16 protein-coding genes are annotated in these 17252 nt (G+C 55.4%); 10 read left to right on the top strand and 6 right to left on the bottom strand.

The features are described from left to right. Positions 1–274: 274 nt before the first annotated feature. Together INF61_RS18335 and INF61_RS18330 are read left to right on the top strand one after the other, a co-directional pair. Positions 275–1189, top strand: a complete 915-nt coding sequence (locus INF61_RS18335; RefSeq protein ID WP_032653444.1) for an extracellular solute-binding protein — start codon at positions 275–277, stop codon at positions 1187–1189. Between the two features lie 14 nt (positions 1190–1203). Continuing rightward, positions 1204–1950: a molybdenum ABC transporter permease gene (locus INF61_RS18330; protein ID WP_039270840.1), complete on the top strand. Its 747-nt coding sequence runs from the start codon at positions 1204–1206 to the stop codon at positions 1948–1950. A gap of 320 nt (positions 1951–2270) precedes the next feature. Here INF61_RS18330 and INF61_RS18325 read toward each other — a convergent pair whose 3' ends face one another. Both INF61_RS18325 and INF61_RS18320 read right to left on the bottom strand, forming a co-directional pair. Further along, positions 2271–2510, bottom strand: a complete 240-nt coding sequence (locus INF61_RS18325) for a DinI family protein (protein ID WP_003857390.1) — start codon at positions 2508–2510, stop codon at positions 2271–2273. Between the two features lie 87 nt (positions 2511–2597). Beyond that, the gene (locus INF61_RS18320; protein WP_017384529.1) at positions 2598–3860 is read right to left on the bottom strand and encodes an amino acid permease; all 1263 of its coding nucleotides are present in this window, start codon (positions 3858–3860) and stop codon (positions 2598–2600) included. Positions 3861–4492: 632 nt separating this feature from the next. Here INF61_RS18320 and INF61_RS18315 point away from each other — a divergent pair. Both INF61_RS18315 and INF61_RS18310 read left to right on the top strand, forming a co-directional pair. Then, positions 4493–4858, top strand: coding sequence for a hypothetical protein (locus INF61_RS18315; RefSeq protein WP_193547985.1), 366 nt, complete (start codon positions 4493–4495; stop codon positions 4856–4858). Positions 4859–4868: 10 nt separating this feature from the next. Further along, entirely contained in the window at positions 4869–6965 is a 2097-nt protein-coding gene (locus INF61_RS18310) for a pyrroloquinoline quinone-dependent dehydrogenase (protein ID WP_193547984.1), read from the top strand. 74 nt (positions 6966–7039) lie between these two features. On the opposite strand, the gene INF61_RS18305 is transcribed toward INF61_RS18310, so the two are convergent. Then, complete coding sequence (locus INF61_RS18305; protein ID WP_193547983.1) at positions 7040–7630, bottom strand: DUF4142 domain-containing protein; 591 nt, start codon at positions 7628–7630, stop codon at positions 7040–7042. 227 nt (positions 7631–7857) lie between these two features. Between INF61_RS18305 and INF61_RS18300 the strand changes: the two genes are divergently transcribed. Then, the gene (locus INF61_RS18300; RefSeq protein ID WP_003857380.1) at positions 7858–8136 is read left to right on the top strand and encodes a DUF1471 domain-containing protein; all 279 of its coding nucleotides are present in this window, start codon (positions 7858–7860) and stop codon (positions 8134–8136) included. A gap of 304 nt (positions 8137–8440) precedes the next feature. Further along, positions 8441–8614: a GnsA/GnsB family addiction module toxin gene (locus INF61_RS18295; RefSeq protein ID WP_006808842.1), complete on the top strand. Its 174-nt coding sequence runs from the start codon at positions 8441–8443 to the stop codon at positions 8612–8614. Between the two features lie 178 nt (positions 8615–8792). Here the strand turns inward: INF61_RS18295 and INF61_RS18290 are convergent, their stop codons facing one another. Beyond that, positions 8793–9782, bottom strand: a complete 990-nt coding sequence (locus INF61_RS18290; RefSeq protein ID WP_017384525.1) for a 2-hydroxyacid dehydrogenase — start codon at positions 9780–9782, stop codon at positions 8793–8795. 210 nt (positions 9783–9992) lie between these two features. Between INF61_RS18290 and INF61_RS18285 the strand changes: the two genes are divergently transcribed. The 3 genes from INF61_RS18285 to INF61_RS18275 are packed head-to-tail and all read left to right on the top strand — an operon-like array spanning position 9993 to position 13145. Further along, on the top strand, positions 9993–12632 hold the full coding sequence (locus INF61_RS18285) for a YdbH family protein (RefSeq protein ID WP_063413475.1): 2640 nt from the start codon (positions 9993–9995) through the stop codon (positions 12630–12632). Next, positions 12629–12820, top strand: coding sequence for a YnbE family lipoprotein (locus INF61_RS18280; protein WP_003857369.1), 192 nt, complete (start codon positions 12629–12631; stop codon positions 12818–12820). Before INF61_RS18285 ends, INF61_RS18280 begins: the two co-directional genes overlap by 4 nt. A gap of 7 nt (positions 12821–12827) precedes the next feature. Further along, positions 12828–13145, top strand: coding sequence for a YdbL family protein (locus INF61_RS18275; RefSeq protein ID WP_023296550.1), 318 nt, complete (start codon positions 12828–12830; stop codon positions 13143–13145). Here INF61_RS18275 and feaR read toward each other — a convergent pair whose 3' ends face one another. Beyond that, the gene (gene feaR / locus INF61_RS18270; protein WP_015570600.1) at positions 13146–14054 is read right to left on the bottom strand and encodes a transcriptional regulator FeaR; all 909 of its coding nucleotides are present in this window, start codon (positions 14052–14054) and stop codon (positions 13146–13148) included. 241 nt (positions 14055–14295) lie between these two features. On the opposite strand from feaR, the gene INF61_RS18265 reads away from it, so the two are divergent. Continuing rightward, on the top strand, positions 14296–15795 hold the full coding sequence (locus INF61_RS18265; protein WP_193547982.1) for an aldehyde dehydrogenase family protein: 1500 nt from the start codon (positions 14296–14298) through the stop codon (positions 15793–15795). 321 nt (positions 15796–16116) lie between these two features. Here the strand turns inward: INF61_RS18265 and INF61_RS18260 are convergent, their stop codons facing one another. Further along, positions 16117–17223, bottom strand: a complete 1107-nt coding sequence (locus INF61_RS18260; protein WP_047637374.1) for a GGDEF domain-containing protein — start codon at positions 17221–17223, stop codon at positions 16117–16119. Positions 17224–17252 lie beyond the last annotated feature (29 nt).

Here is a 17252-nt window from a genome sequence, read left to right as displayed (position 1 = left end):
GGGCTACAACTGTGCAAAAGACATTGATGACAATGAGTTCAAGATTCTTCTACGCAAAGCCACGAGGAGTTTACGCAGCATGTTTCATGAACAATTGCCCACATTTGGATGACAACATCTGACTAAGTCGACCATGCACCACCCAGACCGATTTCCTTTTATTCAACCTTGCATCAACGGCGCGCTTGAGGAGGTTGTCATTGCGGTGATTTTTCTGGAAAATTCGATATATAAAAAAATATATAGCGAGAGGGTGTTTATGGCCAGGAAACGAATGCAGGTTGTGCTGGTGGCGGTTGCGCTGATGCAAATGCCATCCATGGCGCTGGCAAAGGATATCAGGGTGACTTATGCCGGTTCCATGGGCAAAGTAATGGACCAGGGGTTAGGTCCGGCCTTTTCCAGAGCAAATAACGACGGCTATCAGGGGCAGGGCCAGGGTGCATACGGGATGGCACGCCTGCTTGCAAACCACAAAATTGAGGCCGATGTGTTTGTCTCCATCACCCCGGGGCCGATGCAAATTCTCAAAGACGCCGGGCTGATAGATGAGGCGGTCCCTGTCGCCAGTACCAGCATGGTGGTCGCTTACAGTCCTGAGGGTAAATATGCAGCGCAGTTTGAACAGGCCAACAGAAAGAAAGACGGCTCGTGGCTGACTCTGCTGACGCAGAAAGATGTCTTATTTGGCCGCACCGATCCTTATGTCGACCCAAAAGGCCAGAATATTGTGTTTAGCCTGATGCTGGCGGAAAAGTATTACAACATGCCGGGCATCACCGATAAAATTTTAGGCTCGCTGCAAAACCCACAGCAGACTCATCAGGAAGGAGGGCTGCTGGCGCGTCTGGAAAGCGGTCAGGTGGATGCAGCAGCGGGATACGAGAGTGAAGTTCGCTCAGCGCATTTGCCGTATGTCGCGCTGCCGGATGAAATAAACCTCAGCAACCCGGCGATGACGAAACAGTGGTATGACACCGTCAGTTTTACCATTAAAGACAGTAAAGGCCAGGATCAAATTCTGCACACTCAACCAATGGTGTTCTATGCGGCGGTGCTGAAAAACGCGCCGAATGGTGTAGAACAGGGACAAAAGTTCGTATCGTTCATGCAAAGCGCCGAGGGGCAGAAATTGTTCAAAGCGTTTGGCTACGCCGAACCTAAAGGAGACAGCTTATACGCCCGCTAAGAAAACCGGGCTGGGTGGCGGGGTGGTTATCTCTGCCCGCTATCCTGCTGTTAAGTATCCCCTTTATCACGCTGATTAGCGTCACGCCCTGGCATCATCTGAAGCTGGCCTGGCGAGACGACAGCGCCATTGCCGTCTCTATGGGACTGGGTGTGCTGGCACTCGGAATTATCATTCTTATCGGCATGCCGGTGGCATGGTGGCTGTCACAAGCCACGGGTCGAAAACGATTGATCGGTGAACTGCTGGTGATGATCCCTCTGCTGACGCCACCGCTGGCAATGGGGATTTTGCTGGTTTCGGCTTTCGGGCCTTATGGCGTGTTTGGCCGCTGGCTTTCACTGTTGGGAGCTACGCTGGTAAATAATCCGGCGGCGTTTGTGCTGGCTCAGGTTTACGGCGCTTTGCCTTATTTTATCGTGGTGTCGCGTTCGGCGTTTGCCACTGTTCCCCAAAATATTCTTGAAGCGGGACAAACGTTGGGAGCTTCTCCCTGGAACCGCTTTCGTTTTCTTACATTACCCCTGGCATTGCCTGGGCTGGCTTCTGCCGTAACACTCGCCTGGGTTCGCGCGGTAGGCGAGTTCGGGATCGTGTTGATCTTTGCTTATTTCCCGCAGGGTATACCGGTAAAGCTGTATACCAATCTGCAAAATGACGGGGTGGACACAGTATATACTTTGCTATGGATGCTGCTGGTAGTGACGCTTCCCCTGCCAATGGTCTGCTTTGCTCTTGGCAAACGAATGGCCAGGAAATGAACACCCCTTAGATCGTCCGTTCCTCGTTCATAGCGGATGAGCTTGCTCACGTTTCCATTTCAGCGGGCTACCTCGAATAACCCCAAACCGGATTCTTCATAAAAGGCCACACACAGAAACCTCCAGTCAGTCAGACTGAAAGTACAAGGCAGGAAGAAAATGTGGCGCGCGCTGGATATGTCTTACAATTGGATCGGTGGGATTATGCTGGGGGAACCATGGAGGCGTAAATCGGTACGTCGCGATAGCGGAAGAAATTACGCAAAGTTAACGTTGTATGCTCTTTGTCTCCCGAAGCCAGAACCGGGCTTTGCGCCCGGTTACTCTTGTATTAACCACATGTCCGACTCTTCGAACATCTCCTCAAGCATGCGGTTGAGCTTTTCACGGTCGCTTTTGCTGGCGTCGCTGTTCAGGCCGTTCGCTTGCATTGGCTTAACCGTCACGCTGGCATCAGGAAAAATCCGGTGCACGCGTTTTGTCAGCTCGGCCAGGATGATTTCCCTGGCTCCCTCCAGCCCCTGTACGTTTCGCTTGTCATAAACCAGTTCCACAAACATGATTGTTTACCTTATGGATATTACGCATGTGATTCAGCCTGAACGTAAAATACTACTGTATATGGGTACAGTCAAACGGCGTTCAGACTAAAGCATTGTCCAGAGCAATGCAGACAGCGTTGCCAGCCCGCCCAGAACAACCAAAAACACCGTCACGCCGCGAAGCTCTGCCAGCGAGGGGCGGGTGTATATGAGGTACGCCGGGATAAGGAACAGGATCACCGCGATCAGTGGTCCGCAGAACATTTCAATCAGGCTGAGCACATCCGGATTGGCATAAACAATGCCATAGGTCAGCAGGAACAGCGCCAGAGAGGCCAGCCGCTTGCTGGCGTTGGCCTTTTTGCCGGATACGCTGGCAGCCAGCTGACCAAACGTTTGTGCGACCGACAGACCTACGCCGAGGAAGGATTTCGTCATACCGATGATAGCAATGAGCGGGGCAATGTGGTAAATCAGGCTGAAATCACCGTTTCCCTTCATCACCGACAGCACATTCAGGTTTTCCGCCTTCGCTCGCACAAAGTTGTCATGGGGGATCCCCAGCACGCAACTCAGCACGAAAAATAGGATACTGGCGAAGATAGCTAAGTAGGCGATGCGGATCACGAACAGTGCCTTTTTCTCACCCTCCGCTTTCCTCTCCCGGTAGTAAGAGCTCAGCGGGGAGACCATAGGCGCACAGCAAAACGAGAAGGTAATAAGCGGCAGCGTCAGCCAGATATTTTTCAGCGTTACCGGCAGCGGCGTGGCGTTCATTTCAGCGGCCGTATCGGTCAGGTTAGACAGATGCCATCCCGGGATAAGTGATACGGCGATCAGCAGTACAGATGCCGCGAACGGCAGCGCCAGTGCGCTCATAATGGCCACGACTCTGTCCCGGCCCTTGCTAAGCACCACATACAGCGCAGCAACCACGATAAACGACAATGGCCCACGGCTGAGGGCGGTAATATGCAGATGCTCCACCAGTAAATTACTCAGCGCATTAATCAGCGCCACCCCGTAAACCAGGGTTACCGGGAAGAAGGTCACACAATAGAACAGGGTGATCAGCTTTTCACCCCTTCCGCTGAAGAAGGAGCCGAAGATCGGCAACGTGCCGTTTTCAGTCTTCTCTTCACGCATATACACACGACAAAGGAGTAAATGGGGGATCAGGGATAACGGCAGCCCCAGCAGGAGCATAACCAGAAAAATAACCGGACCACGGGTGCCGATTTCCACGGGAAGGAACAGTGTTCCCGCTCCGACGGCTGTACCATAAAGGCCCAGCGTCCAGATATTATCCTGCCAGTGCCAGTTAGAGCGTGTTGTAATATTAGCTGAGAGAGTTGTGGCTTTATTCATCATATTTTACCGCGTTGTTAGAGGGACGACGACTTATTTAGTTTTTATCTGTCTGTAGTCGTCGCTGCGCCATTACGTCACGGGTGGGAGGGGTTTGATGTTGCATACCGAAAACCTTATGTGTATGCCTGCAATAACTATCGTTATTCTTTGACGATGCTTTAACAGGCGGTTAATTAAGAAAGGGATTTGTTAAATTAACGAACAAATAACGACTGACTTTCCCTGCCTGCACGTCTGTTAATTAAAGAATAAACACCCTGTTTTATTAAGTACCATAAGGCGCCATCATATTGAAGGGGGGCTTATTTAATTATTTTATTGGGCGTGAAATTATCCCGTTATGCCTGAAATTAAAAAACAGAATGTAGACAATCGCGTAACCCGCTCGTAGCTTTCGAACCGTCTTGTAACATAACGCTCTCTTTATGGTGGCGAAGGGGTTCAGGACGTCGTATGCCTGCTATTAAACGCCCCATAAGAAAATCCTCTTCTATACTCAGTTACGTTTAGTGAAATATGCCGCCGCTCCACACGTCGCGTTTCCTTAATAGCGGCGGGCAGCAGGGGTATATATTCACGAAAACGCCTTAATAATGGTCAATTTTGCATTTTAGAGGGGGTTTCCTGGTATGTTGCATTCTCAATCCTCGCGGGTCGGCAGCATTTTGCTGCTGCTGACCGCGATAATAGCCTTCGCGGTGGCGCTATACGCCTGGTGGACGCCGCTTACCGGCGTCACTGGCACCATTGGCGCACTGGGCGTGGTCATTGCCAGCGTAGTGCTGGCGATCCTGACCTTTATATTACGTGCGGCATCGCGTCGCGGGGCGCGCGTTTTTCTGATTATTGTCACCCTGGTGGTGTTGGCGGGTATTGCTTTCGCCGCCGCGCTGCTGCACCAGTACATCATAACGGCAGCCATGGTGGTCGGCCTGATTGGTCTGATTATGCTGAGCAGCCATTCCGCTCGTTACAACCATCCCGTCAGAAGCTGAGGAGCCGCCCGTGCACAACGATAAGCATTATCCCTTCATAAAAGTCAGCATGACGGCGCTGGCACTGCTGGTCGCTCCGCTCGCGCTACAGGCGCAGGATAAGGCCGCTGAAGCCTCGCAGGGGACCCAGGAATCACTGAACATTGATGCGGCCGATCAGCAGGCGCCCGGAACCACAAAAACCACCGACGATGCCTCAACCGGCAGCGGTGATGGAAAGAAAGTCGCCTCGGCCAGCCAGCCAGCGACGCCGCTGGTGCCCGGCACCGCCACCTGGGACAGCTTCCACGGCCAGCTTAACGCGCAGAAATACAGTCCCCTGACCCAAATTACGGCGGATAACGTCGGGAAATTAACGAAAGTCTGGGAGTTCCATACCGGCGACGTCTCGGATGGTAAAGGCGATACGCCAGCTACCGTCTGGTCCGCAACGCCCATTTTCGCCAACGATACGCTCTACATCGGCACGCCATTCGATCGCCTGATTGCGCTGGATCCGGGGACGGGTAAAGAGAAGTGGCACTATGACACCAAATCGTCGCGCAAGGCGCTGACCCAGCCGGTGCTGAAAAATCGCGGCGTTTCCTACTGGCAGGCTAAAAATCCGGTGACAGGTGAGGCATGCCAGAAGATGGTCTATATGGGCACCGTTGATGGCAAGCTCTTTGCGCTGGACGCCGATTCAGGCAAACCGTGCAGCGGCTTTGCGAACAACGGCGTGCTGGATTTGAACCAGTGGAATACCGTTAACGCGAAGTATCCGCTCTCTGTCCTGCAACCGCCAACCGTTGTCGGCAACCATCTGCTGGTGGGCTGGGCCGGGAAGGACTGGGCCTATGCCGAAGCCCCTCCGGGCACCGTATTTTCAGTCAACGCCCAGACCGGTAAGCTTGAGTGGACCTTTGAGGCGATCCCGGCAGAGATCCGCAAGCGTACCGGTACCGCCAACGTCTGGACGCACATGTCCGCCGACGAGGCTAACGGGCTGGTCTATCTCCCGGTCTCATCGCCGTCTCCCAACTATTGGGGCGGCAACCGCGTAGACGCTATTCCGCTTGGCACCTCGACCACCGCCCTGGACATCAACACCGGTAAAGTGGTCTGGTCACGTCAGTGGGTACACCACGACGTCTGGGATTACGATATCAACTCCGCCCCGACGCTGATGGACATCACCGTAGACGGCAAGCAGATCCCGGCGCTGGTGCAGGCCACCAAGCAGGGTTTCCTGTTTGTGGTTAACCGCCTGACGGGGGAGGACGTATGGCCAATCGAAGAACGTCCGGTTCCGCAGGGTGATGGTTCGGTCCAGGGCGAAGTTCTCTCGCCCACGCAGCCATTCCCGACCAAACCCGCGCCGCTGCTCGACCAGTCGAAAAAACCGGAAATCTGGAAGCTGGCGGATATCGTCGGTGGCGGCCAGTGCTCCCGTCTGTGGGATAACCTGACCTATGAAGGAATGTATACCCCGCCAACCACCAAAGGCGAAGGCACGCTCACCTATCCCGATAGCGCCGGCGGCGTCCAGTGGGGTGGGGTGGCGTTCGATCCGCAAAAACAGATCGCCATCGTCAACACCTCGCATATCGTCCAGTACGTGAAGCTGTACAGCCGTGAGGATTACGATAACGCAGACAAAGACTCCGGCAACGAAAGCGGCTTTGCCCCACAGGAAGGCGCCCCGTACGGTATGCGTCTGCTGGTGGCGAGCAACTGGCTGGGCATGCCGTGCTGGCAACCGCCGTTTGGTGAAATCGTGGCGCTGGACATGCACACGGGCGATGTGAAATGGCGTCGTCCGATTGGCGCCTCCCAGCAGTATGGCTTCTTCATGCCGGAAAGCTGGGGTTCGCCTACCATTGGTGGTCCGGCAGTGACGGCGGGCGGCGTGATCTTCATCGGTGCTTCAATGGATGCCAAAGTGCGTGCCTACTCGGTAGAGAGCGGTGAAGAGCTGTGGTCCGATCAGGCCGAAGCTCCGGCGGTAGCGAACCCGTCCGTCTATGAATATAAAGGTCGCCAGTATGTGGCCTTCGTGGCAGGCGGGAATACGATCCTGAAGGATCAGGTGGGCGATCAGGTGGTGGTCTACGCCTTGCCGGAATAATTCATCAGGAAGGGGAAATAAGCGTGGGGCCTGCGGGCCCCACTTTATTTTGCAGTAGTTGTTTTACCGACGCGTTATTTATCGGCTGATGCGCCAGCACGCGTTGACATCTGCTCGGCGGACTTCAGATGCTGCTCAACGACCGGAGTGTGCTCGTTGGCCAGAGCCTTCACATCCGGATCGTCGATTTTACTGGCGTCGCTCTTAAGCTTCGACAGCACCTTCTCGTGGTCCTTCACGCCAGCATATTCCATATACATTTTGTCAAAAGCGTCACCGCGCTGGTTTTCCAGCCTTGAGTTCAGGGCTTTATGCGCGGCGTCTGGTTCGGTCGGCAGCTCCACGCCCTTTTTCTGGGCAACGGTCTTGACTTTGGTCAGCGCGGCGCCGTGATCGTCGACCATTTTCTGGGCGAATGTTTTCACTTCACTGGTTTGGGCCTTGTCCAGGGCGAGCCTGGCGGCGGCAACTTCGTTGATATTGGCCTGCGCCATGTCCTTCAATGCTTTCTCGTCGCCGGAGCTGAGTCTGGCGTCCGGTTGAGCCTGGCCCGCAGTTTGAGTTTGCGCGGCGCTGGTTGTCTGGGCTTGTACGCCAACGGTGCTGAACATTACTGCAACTGCTGATACGGCTAGCAGCCTTTTCAGGGTTTTACTCGTGTGCATATTGTTCTCCTGATGGTCATGGTACAGGTAAGTTTCAATTGCTTCAGGCGCAACCGGCAGATAAATGACGACTGCACAGGTCAGTATAGTAGATGAACCTGCTGCACCCGCTGTTCAGGTCAGTGATGGCTGGTTGTGATGCTCAATCCTTCTACAATATTGATACGGATCATTTACATATTTGCTGCTAATGTTAAATATATAGATTCATCAACAGGAGGAATGATATGAAAAAAGCACTATTAGGGAGTGTATTGGCTTTAACAGTAGCAAGCTTCGGCGCATCTGCGGCAGATATGATTTCCAAGGATGAAGCGCACCACTTCAAGCTTGAATACCTTGGTAATGTATCTGTAGGGGCTTCAGGTGGACAAATTTCTTCACCTTCAGATCTTCATCAAAAACTCTCAAAACTGGCAGACGAGAAGGGCGGGAAATACTACGTCATCATCGCTGCCCGCGAGCATGGCCCTAACTTCCAGGCCGTCGCAGAAGTCTTTAAATAATTTTCTCGGATAACACAAAAACCCGCTTATGGCGGGTTTTTGCTTACAGACAGCCAAAAAAATGCCCCTGATGCGGGGCGAGTGTGAGTCAAAACTTTTCTTATGTTTATCTGTTTTGTGCTCTAAGGCTTTGGGACAATAACACCCTGTTCAAATAATGCAATCTAAATGCATATTTAAATGCGACGGCAGCATACGTTACACAGATAGTCTACTCTTTACATACAGTTATGGTGAAAGGCAGTTAATCGTTAGCTGTCGCCTGCTGGAGAATGGAAACAGTAAACGGTTGCAAGAGGTAAACATGAACGTTGACGCACTGACGCAAAAGGCAGAAGAAGAAATTTCAGCGCTTATAACCAAAAAAATTTCAGAGTTACGTAAAAAAACAGGGCAGGAAGTGTCTGAAATTGAGTTTATCGCTCGTGAAGCCATGACAGGCCTCGAGGGATATGAGGTAAAAATCAAACTTATTTAATCAAAATTATTACCTGTTTCGGGACACTGGATAAATCAGAACGGCAAACGTCAGCTAAGACTATCCTGCGCGTGGCAGGATTGAAGCCAAAAAGCCCGGTGACGCTGCGCTTACCGGGCCTACAATTAACGCAATCCACAGGCCGGGCAGGGCGTAGCCGCCACCCGGCTTACCAGGCTTACACTATCGCGTTCGGGCACGCTTCGCCCTTTTCGAGTTGACGCAAATTCCCCAGCGTGGTTTCCGAAATGCTGATCAGCGCTTCGGCGGTCAGGAACGCCTGGTGCCCTGTGAACAACACGTTGTGACAGGCAGACAGGCGACGGAACACGTCGTCCTGGATCACGTCATTAGATTTATCCTCAAAGAACAGATCGCGTTCGTTCTCATACACATCCATACCCAACGCGCCGATTTTTTGCGTTTTCAACGCTTCGATAGCCGCCTGAGAGTCGATCAGCCCGCCGCGGCTGGTATTGATGATCATCACGCCGTCTTTCATCTGGTCGAACGCCGACTGGTTAAGCAGATGATAGTTCTCCGGGGTCAGCGGACAGTGCAGGGAGATAACGTCAGACTGCGAGAAGAGCGTTTTCAAATCGACATACTCCACGCCCAGCTCCAGCGCAGCGGCGCTTGGGTACGGATCAAACGCCAGCAGGCGCATGCCAAATCCTTTCAGGATGCGAAGGGCGGCCACGCCAATTTTGCCGGTACCGATGACGCCTGCGGTTTTACCGTACATGGTAAAGCCGGTCAGCCCTTCCAGAGAGAAGTTAGCATCACGGGTTCGCTGATAGGCACGGTGAATACGACGGTTGAGCGACATCATCATCCCGACCGCATGTTCTGCCACGGCTTCCGGAGAATAGGCCGGGACGCGAACGACCTTCAGACCCAGCTCTTTGGCGGCATCGAGATCGACGTTGTTAAAGCCCGCGCAGCGCAGGGCAATGTATTTCACGCCCTGTTTTTTCAACTCTTCCAGCACCGGTCGGCTACCGTCGTCGTTAACGAAGATACACACGCCTTCGCAGCCGTGGGCGGTTTTAGCCGTCTTTTCAGTTAGCAGAAAGTCGAAAAATTCAAGATCGAAACCGTACGTCTCGTTAACATGTTGCAGATACTTTTTGTCGTACTGCTTTGTGCTATATACCGCGAGTTTCATAAGACTTTCTCCAGTGATTTTGGAACCACGTTAGCATGTTTAAAATTATCTTACAATTTTTCAAAATTCATTGAAATCAATAAGTTCTATGAATTATTGTAGAGCATCTACTCTTAAAAATGGCATTACCTTCAACTGACTGGCTAAACATGCGACAATGAGCGGCAAGAACGGCTTATTTTTTTCGCAAAATCAGGATATTAACTGCCCATGAAGGGTAAATACAAAGCCGCAATCGCGCTATTACTGCTGCTATTTCTTGTGCCGCTGACGCTGCTGATGACGCTCGCCCAGTGGGTACCCACGCTCGCCGGGATCTGGCTCCCCGTTGGAACGCGCATCGCGTTTGAAAAAAGCCCACGGCTCACGCGTCACGCCCTGATCATCCCCGATCTCCGCTATCTGGTAGAAGAGTGTGAAATTGCCCGCGTGGAAAACGTGACTCTGTCACACCCCAGCCGCTGGGATCTGGATATTGGCGCACTTGAACTTAACTCTGTCTGCCTGAGCAAATTACCGCAATCGGCGCCATCTACGGTGGCGCCGAAAACGCTGGCGCAGTGGCAGGCCATCCTGCCCAACACCTGGCTGACCATCCATCGCTTTACCCTTTCTCCCTGGCAGCAGTGGGAAGGTGAGCTGCATGCCTCACTGACGCCAGCCCGCCAGGACATCACCTATAAAGGCGAGCAGGTGAGCATTAAGGGGCAGTTACGCGGCCAGACCCTTTCCATCAGCCAGTTCGATGTGCAACTGCCGGATCAGCCGCAGCCCGTGAAGCTGGTCGGTGAATTTACCCTGCCGCTGGTGCCGGACGGCGTGCCGGTGAAAGGGCATACGGTCGCGACCTTTAACGTGCCACAGTTATCCTCGCTGGTCGATGCCGATCTGGACTGGGAGGACAATCAGGGCCAGCTGGTGGTCATGGCGCGGGACAACCCCGATCCGCTGCTCGATTTACCGTGGCAGATCACCGCTCAGCAGTTGACCATCAGCGACGGACGCTGGAACTGGTTAGCCTCCGGCGTGCCAATGAGCGGACGCGTCGGGCTGAAAGTGGATAACTGGCAGCAGGGGCTGGAGAAAGCCACCTTCACGGGGCGGCTCAACGTGCTGACCCAGGGGGATGCGGGTAAGGGCAACGCGGTGCTGAATATCGGTCCCGGCTCGCTCAGTATGGATAACAGCGCTATGCCGCTGCACCTGAGCGGGGAAGCCAAGCAAAACGATCTGATCCTGTATGCCAGGCTCCCGGCGATGCTGACCGGCAGCCTTTACGATCCGCAGCTTACGTTTGAACCCGGCGCTTTATTGCGCTCGCGCGGGCGCATCATCGACTCGCTGGATATCGATGAGATCCGCTGGCCGCTGGCGGGCGTGAAGCTCACGCAGAAGGGCGTGGACGGCCGCCTGCAAGCCATTCTGCGGGCGCATGAAAACGAGATGGGCGATTTTGAGCTGCATCTGGACGGCCAGGCTAACGACTTTTTACCGGACAACGGTTTGTGGCAGTGGCGCTACTGGGGTAAAGGGAATTTCACGCCAATGAACGCGCGCTGGGATGTCCGGGGAACCGGGGAGTGGCGCGACAACGTTATCGAACTGACCGATCTTTCCACGGGGTTCGACAAATTGCAGTATGGTACGATGCTGGTCAGCAAGCCACGCCTGGTGCTGGATCACCCGGTGCGCTGGTCGCGGGACCCGGATAACCCCACCTTTAGCGGCGCGCTCGCGCTTAACGCCGGGCAAACAAGCTTTTCAGGCGGAAGCGTGCTGCCGCCGTCCGTTTTGACCTTCAGTGTTGACGGGACAGACCCGACGGTGTTCCAGTTTAAAGGGAACCTGCATGCGGACGACATCGGCCCGGTCCAGGTGAATGGACGCTGGGACGGCGAACGCCTTCGCGGTCAGGCCTGGTGGCCAAAACAGTCTCTTACGGTGTTTCAGCCGCTGATCCCGCCAGACTGGAAAATGACCCTGCGCGGCGGCGAAATGTACGCGCAGGTGGCTTTCTCCGCGGCCCCCGATCAGGGGTTTGAGGCCGGGGGGCACGGGGTGCTGAAAGCGGGCAGCGCGTGGATGCCGGATAACGAGATCAACGGCGTGGATTTTGTTCTTCCGTTCCGCTTAAGCCAGGGTACCTGGTCGCTGGGCACGCGCGGGCCGGTAACGTTACGAATCGACGAGGTGAAAAACCTGGTCACAGCCCGAAATATCACCGCAGATCTCCAGGGCGATTATCCCTGGACCGAAGCGAACCCGCTCCTGCTCACCAACGTGAAGGTGGAAGCGCTCGGCGGGAAAATCACCATGCAGCAGTTGAGAATGCCGCAGCACGATCCGGCTTTACTGCGCGTGGATAATATTTCCTCCAGCGAACTGATAAGCGCGGTGAATCCGAAGCAGTTTGCCATGTCCGGCCCGGTGAGCGGCGCGCTGCCGTTCTGGCTGGACAATGAAAAATGGATCATTAAAGATGGCTGGCTGACCAACCCGGGGCCGATGACGCTGCGCATCGACCAGGACACGGCGGATGCCATTGTGAAAGACAACATGGTTGCCGGGGCGGCGATCAACTGGCTCCGCTATATGGAAATTTCGCAGTCGTGGACAAAACTCAATGTGGATAATCTGGGTGTGTTAACCATGCAGGCGGCCATTAAAGGCACCAGCCGCGTCGAAGGCAAAAGCAGTTTCGTAAACCTGAATTACACCCATGAAGAGAACATTTTTACCCTCTGGCGCAGCCTGCGCTTTGGGGACAATCTGCAAACATGGTTTGAGCAACATGCGGCGATACCCCTTCTCCGCGGTTCGACAGGCAAGGAAAGTGAGGAACAACAATGAAAAAGAGGGCTGGTGTACTCACCGTGGCCGTCGTCGCGCTGCTATCAGGCTGCACGCCGCGCATTGAAGTGGCGGCGCCCAAAGAGCCGATCACCATCAACATGAACGTGAAAATCGAGCATGAAATCCATATCAAGGTGGATAAAGACGTTGAAGCCCTGCTGAAATCCCGCAGCGATCTGTTCTGAGGATGTCATGAAACGATTTGCTCTGATGTTACTGGCGCTGGGGATGAACGTTCACGCCGCCACGCTTACGCTCAACGATGCGCGTGCCCAGGGGCGCGTAGGGGAAACCCTGAGCGGCTATCTTGCGCCCGTTCAGCACGACGCTGAAACCCTGGCGCTGGTGAACCGTATCAACGCCGCACGCACGGAAAGTTACCAGCAGCTGGCTGACAGTAATAATTTACCCGTCGACGAGGTGGCGAAAATGGCGGGACAAAAGCTGGTGGCCCGCGCGCAGCCGGGTGAGTACGTGAAGGGAATTAACGGCAAGTGGCTGAAAAAATAGCTAGCGGTAACGCCTGCGGTATTCGCCCGGCGAAACCCCGAAACGCTGCTTAAAGGCGGTGGAAAAATGGCTATGGTCGGTGAAACCCCAGCTGTAGCCAATCCCCGCCAGCTTTTCGTCATCGCTGATGGAACGCAGCGCCTGAGCGCATAAATCGAGGCGACGGTTCTTAATATACTGCGCTACCACCAGCCCTTTCCCGGCAAACATGCGGTACAAGCTACGCACGGACATGCCGCTCTCTGAAGCTATCCACTCCGGTCTTAACGCCTCCGACTGAATATGATCATCAATCAGGGACAGAACGTGGCGGAACTGACGTTCCTTGCGCGGCAGCACCTCGTCACGCTGCTGGAAGGCCGGACGCAGCAGACACACCATCGCCTCAAGCGCCGCTTCGCTTTCACTGGCGCTGAGATCGGCATTGCCCATGCTCTCCTGTAGCAGTCGGTAGCTCAGCTGTACGGTAGGCAGACTGCGGGAGAGGGGCAGCGCGCACCTCACTTCCTGAAAACGCGCGTGTTGCTCAATGATTTGTCGCGGGAGCAGCAGCGAAATCTGGCGGGAACGCTCCTGCCAGTAAATGGAGCACGGGCGGGAGGCGTCAATCAGCGTGATATCCCCGGCTTTCAGCATCGCGCGCTGGTCGTCCTGTTCGATTCCGGCGCTGCCTTCCAGCTGAAACACGGTGTAGAACCAGGCGTCGTTGCCGTTTTTGATCTCCTGACGGGTGCGAAACAGGTTAACGCCTGCGGCGGTCACCGTGCTCAGCTTCAGACTTTGGGTGTAGCTGGTTTCCAGCTCGCCGAGAAACGCCCCCTCTAACGGACGTGCCGCAAAGCGCCCACAAACCTGGTTAATTTGCGCCAGCCACTGCTGAAAATTGTCCTGTTCGCTTGCACACGCCATTGATGTTCTCGCTGCACCGTCACTGTTTTCGCATTGTTGCATTTATGTTGCATTTTGTCAGGGCTACGAGGCTGACTATAGGAAAGAACACTCAACGGTTACAGCGATATAAGCGGGAATTATCACGATTTGCGGACCCTGTCACAGCTGGCAAAGCGAATGTCACACAGACAAAAGCAGGAATGCGAATCCCCTCTTAGACTGCATACACACCCTGCGAAGCATAACGAAGGAGTATTCTATGTCCGAATCACATGTCGCCATCCTGCCGGGCGTGCAGCAGTTTTTAGATCGCCAGCACGGCCTGTGGATCGAAGGGCGTCAGGCGGCATCCGATAGCGAAAAGCGTCTGAACGTCTACAACCCGGCTACCGGAGAGGTTATTGCCTCTACCGCCGATGCCAGCGTCGATGATGTCGATCGTGCGGTGATGTCTGGCTGGCGCGCCTTTGTCGCCCGAAGCTGGGCCGGACGGCTGCCGGCAGAGCGGGAACGCATCCTGCTGCGGTTTGCGGATCTGGTGGAACAGCATGGCGAAGAGCTGGCACAGCTCGAAACCCTGGAACAGGGGAAATCGATTAACATTTCCCGCGCCTTCGAGGTGGGCTGCACCCTGAACTGGATGCGCTACACGGCAGGGCTGACCACCAAAATTGCCGGTAAAACCCTCGATCTCTCGATTCCACTGCCGCAGGGCGCGCGTTATCAGGCGTGGACGCGTAAAGAGCCGGTGGGCGTTGTGGCGGGGATTGTGCCGTGGAACTTCCCGCTGATGATTGGCATGTGGAAAGTGATGCCCGCGCTGGCGGCAGGTTGCTCCATCGTGATCAAACCGTCGGAAACCACGCCGCTCACCCTGTTACGGGTGGCGGAACTGGCGAGCGAGGCGGGGATCCCGGAGGGTGTTTTCAACGTGGTGACCGGCAGCGGCGCCGTCTGTGGCGCGGCGCTGACCTCGCACCCGCGCATTGCCAAAGTGAGCTTTACCGGTTCGACGGCGACGGGCAAGCAGATTGCCCGCGCGGCGGCGGATACGCTAACGGGCGTGACGCTGGAGCTGGGCGGCAAAAACCCGGCCATCGTGCTGAAAGATGCCGATCCGGCGTGGGTGATTGAAGGGCTGATGACCGGCAGCTTCCTGAATCAGGGGCAGGTCTGCGCGGCCAGTTCGCGTATTTATATTGAGGCTCCGCTGTTTGACACGCTGGTCAGCGGGTTTGAACAGGCCGTGAAGTCCCTGAGCGTCGGGCCGGGCATGTCGCCGGAGGCGTTTATCAACCCGCTGGTGTCGCGCGCCCACTGCGATAAGGTCCAGGCGTTCCTGGATGAGGCGAAGGCGCACCATGCGGAGCTGATCGCCGGGAACCGGGGGCCAGACGGCAAAGGCTATTACGTTTCGCCAACGCTGGTGGTCAACCCGGATAATCATCTGCGACTGACGCGTGAAGAGGTCTTCGGGCCGGTGGTGAACCTGGTCCGTGTGGCCGACGGGGAAGAGGGGCTTCAGCTGGCGAACGACACTGAATATGGCTTAACGGCCAGCGTCTGGACGCAGAACATCAGTAAAGCGCTGGCGTATACCGACAGGTTACAGGCCGGTACCGTGTGGGTGAACAGCCACACGCTGATAGACGCCAACCTGCCGTTCGGCGGCATGAAGCAGTCTGGCACCGGGCGCGATTTCGGCCCCGACTGGCTGGACGGCTGGTGTGAAACCAAGTCGGTGTGTGTGCGGTATTAAAAAAACGCCGGGTGGCGGCTACGCCTTACCCGGCCTACGGGATCGAGGAAAAGGTTGGTTTTGTAGGCCGGGTAAGCGTAGCGCCACCCGGCGTAACTTACAGCGACCACCGATCCCGCCCGGCCTCCTTTGCCCTGTACAGCGCCGCATCGGCGCGGGCGATGATTTCCGCCCCGACTGGCTGGATGGCTGGTGCGAAACTAAGTCGGTGTGTGCGGTATTAAAAAAACGCCGGGTGGCGGCTACGCCTTACCCGGCCTACGGGAGCACGGAAAAGGTTGGTTTTGTAGGCCGGGTAAGCGCAGCGCCACCCGGCGTAACTTACAGCGACCACCGATCCCGCCCGGCCTCCTTCGCCCTGTACAGCGCCGCATCGGCGCGGGCGATGATTTCCGGGCCGGCCAGCCCTGTGGTATAGCCTGCAATGCCCATACTCGTCGTCACATATTCACTCACCTTCGACGCGCTGTGCGGAATGGCTGCGTTGCGCAGGCCAGCCTGGATCCGCGCGGCGACTTTCTCAGCAATGCTTTCTTCGCAGTCAAAGAGGATCACCACAAACTCCTCGCCACCGTAGCGCGAAACCACATCCTCTGGCGTGCGCACCGAGGTGTTCAGCACCTCTGCCACCCGCGCGAGGCACGCATCTCCCGCCTGGTGACCGTAGGTATCGTTATACAGTTTGAAGTAATCGACATCCAGCATCAGCACCGCGAAGCGTTTGCCTTGCTCTACGGCATTTTCCAGCACCAGCTCCATCGCCCGGCGGTTGGCCGTTTTCGTCAGCGGATCCTGATGGGCCAGCGCATCCAGCCGTGAAATTAAACGCTGATTCTGCTGGTTGCGACGCCACGCCTCTTCAAACCAGCTCAACAGGATATAGCGCCCGCACACGAGAATGAACGTGAACACCACCCACAGCCCGGCAAAGCGATAATTAATTTCCTGATTCAGCAGCATGCTGGCAACGGGCAGGCTTACCCATAGCGGAACGGTGAAGCAGAGCAGTGCCACCGGGTGAAAATAGAGCGCGGTCATACCGGCCATCAGCAGGGTAACGAATATAGGCCAGGGATGAGGAAGCTGTAACACGTTGATAAACCAGTAACAACTTATCGACCACAGCAGGCTGCACATAAACAAAACGGCGCTGACGCCGCGGATGTGGCGCCAGGCCATGATCACCAGCGCTACGGAAAGGATCACCACGCCCAGCATGGAGGCGTCAATCATCTGCCGCAGAGGGGGGCTGATGTGCAGGAGGGCATCGATATGGCCGAACAGCGAATTGCGCAGCAGGACCATAAGGGCAAAGCTGGCATTCACAAAGGCGAGCCACGGCAGGTTCACGGCCAGCCCGTGAACAACCATTGATTTACGGGTAGGCCATATCGCGGGTTCGGGTGTGGCTGGATGTCTTTTTTCCATTGAAGAGAATTTTCCTTGAGCGGGCGGAA

The sequence above is a fragment of the Enterobacter cloacae complex sp. P18RS genome (assembly GCF_014982105.1).
Classification (GTDB): domain Bacteria; phylum Pseudomonadota; class Gammaproteobacteria; order Enterobacterales; family Enterobacteriaceae; genus Enterobacter; species Enterobacter hormaechei_C.
Note: the sequence above shows the minus strand (reverse complement) of the source record. Positions and strands in the feature narration are given on the sequence as shown.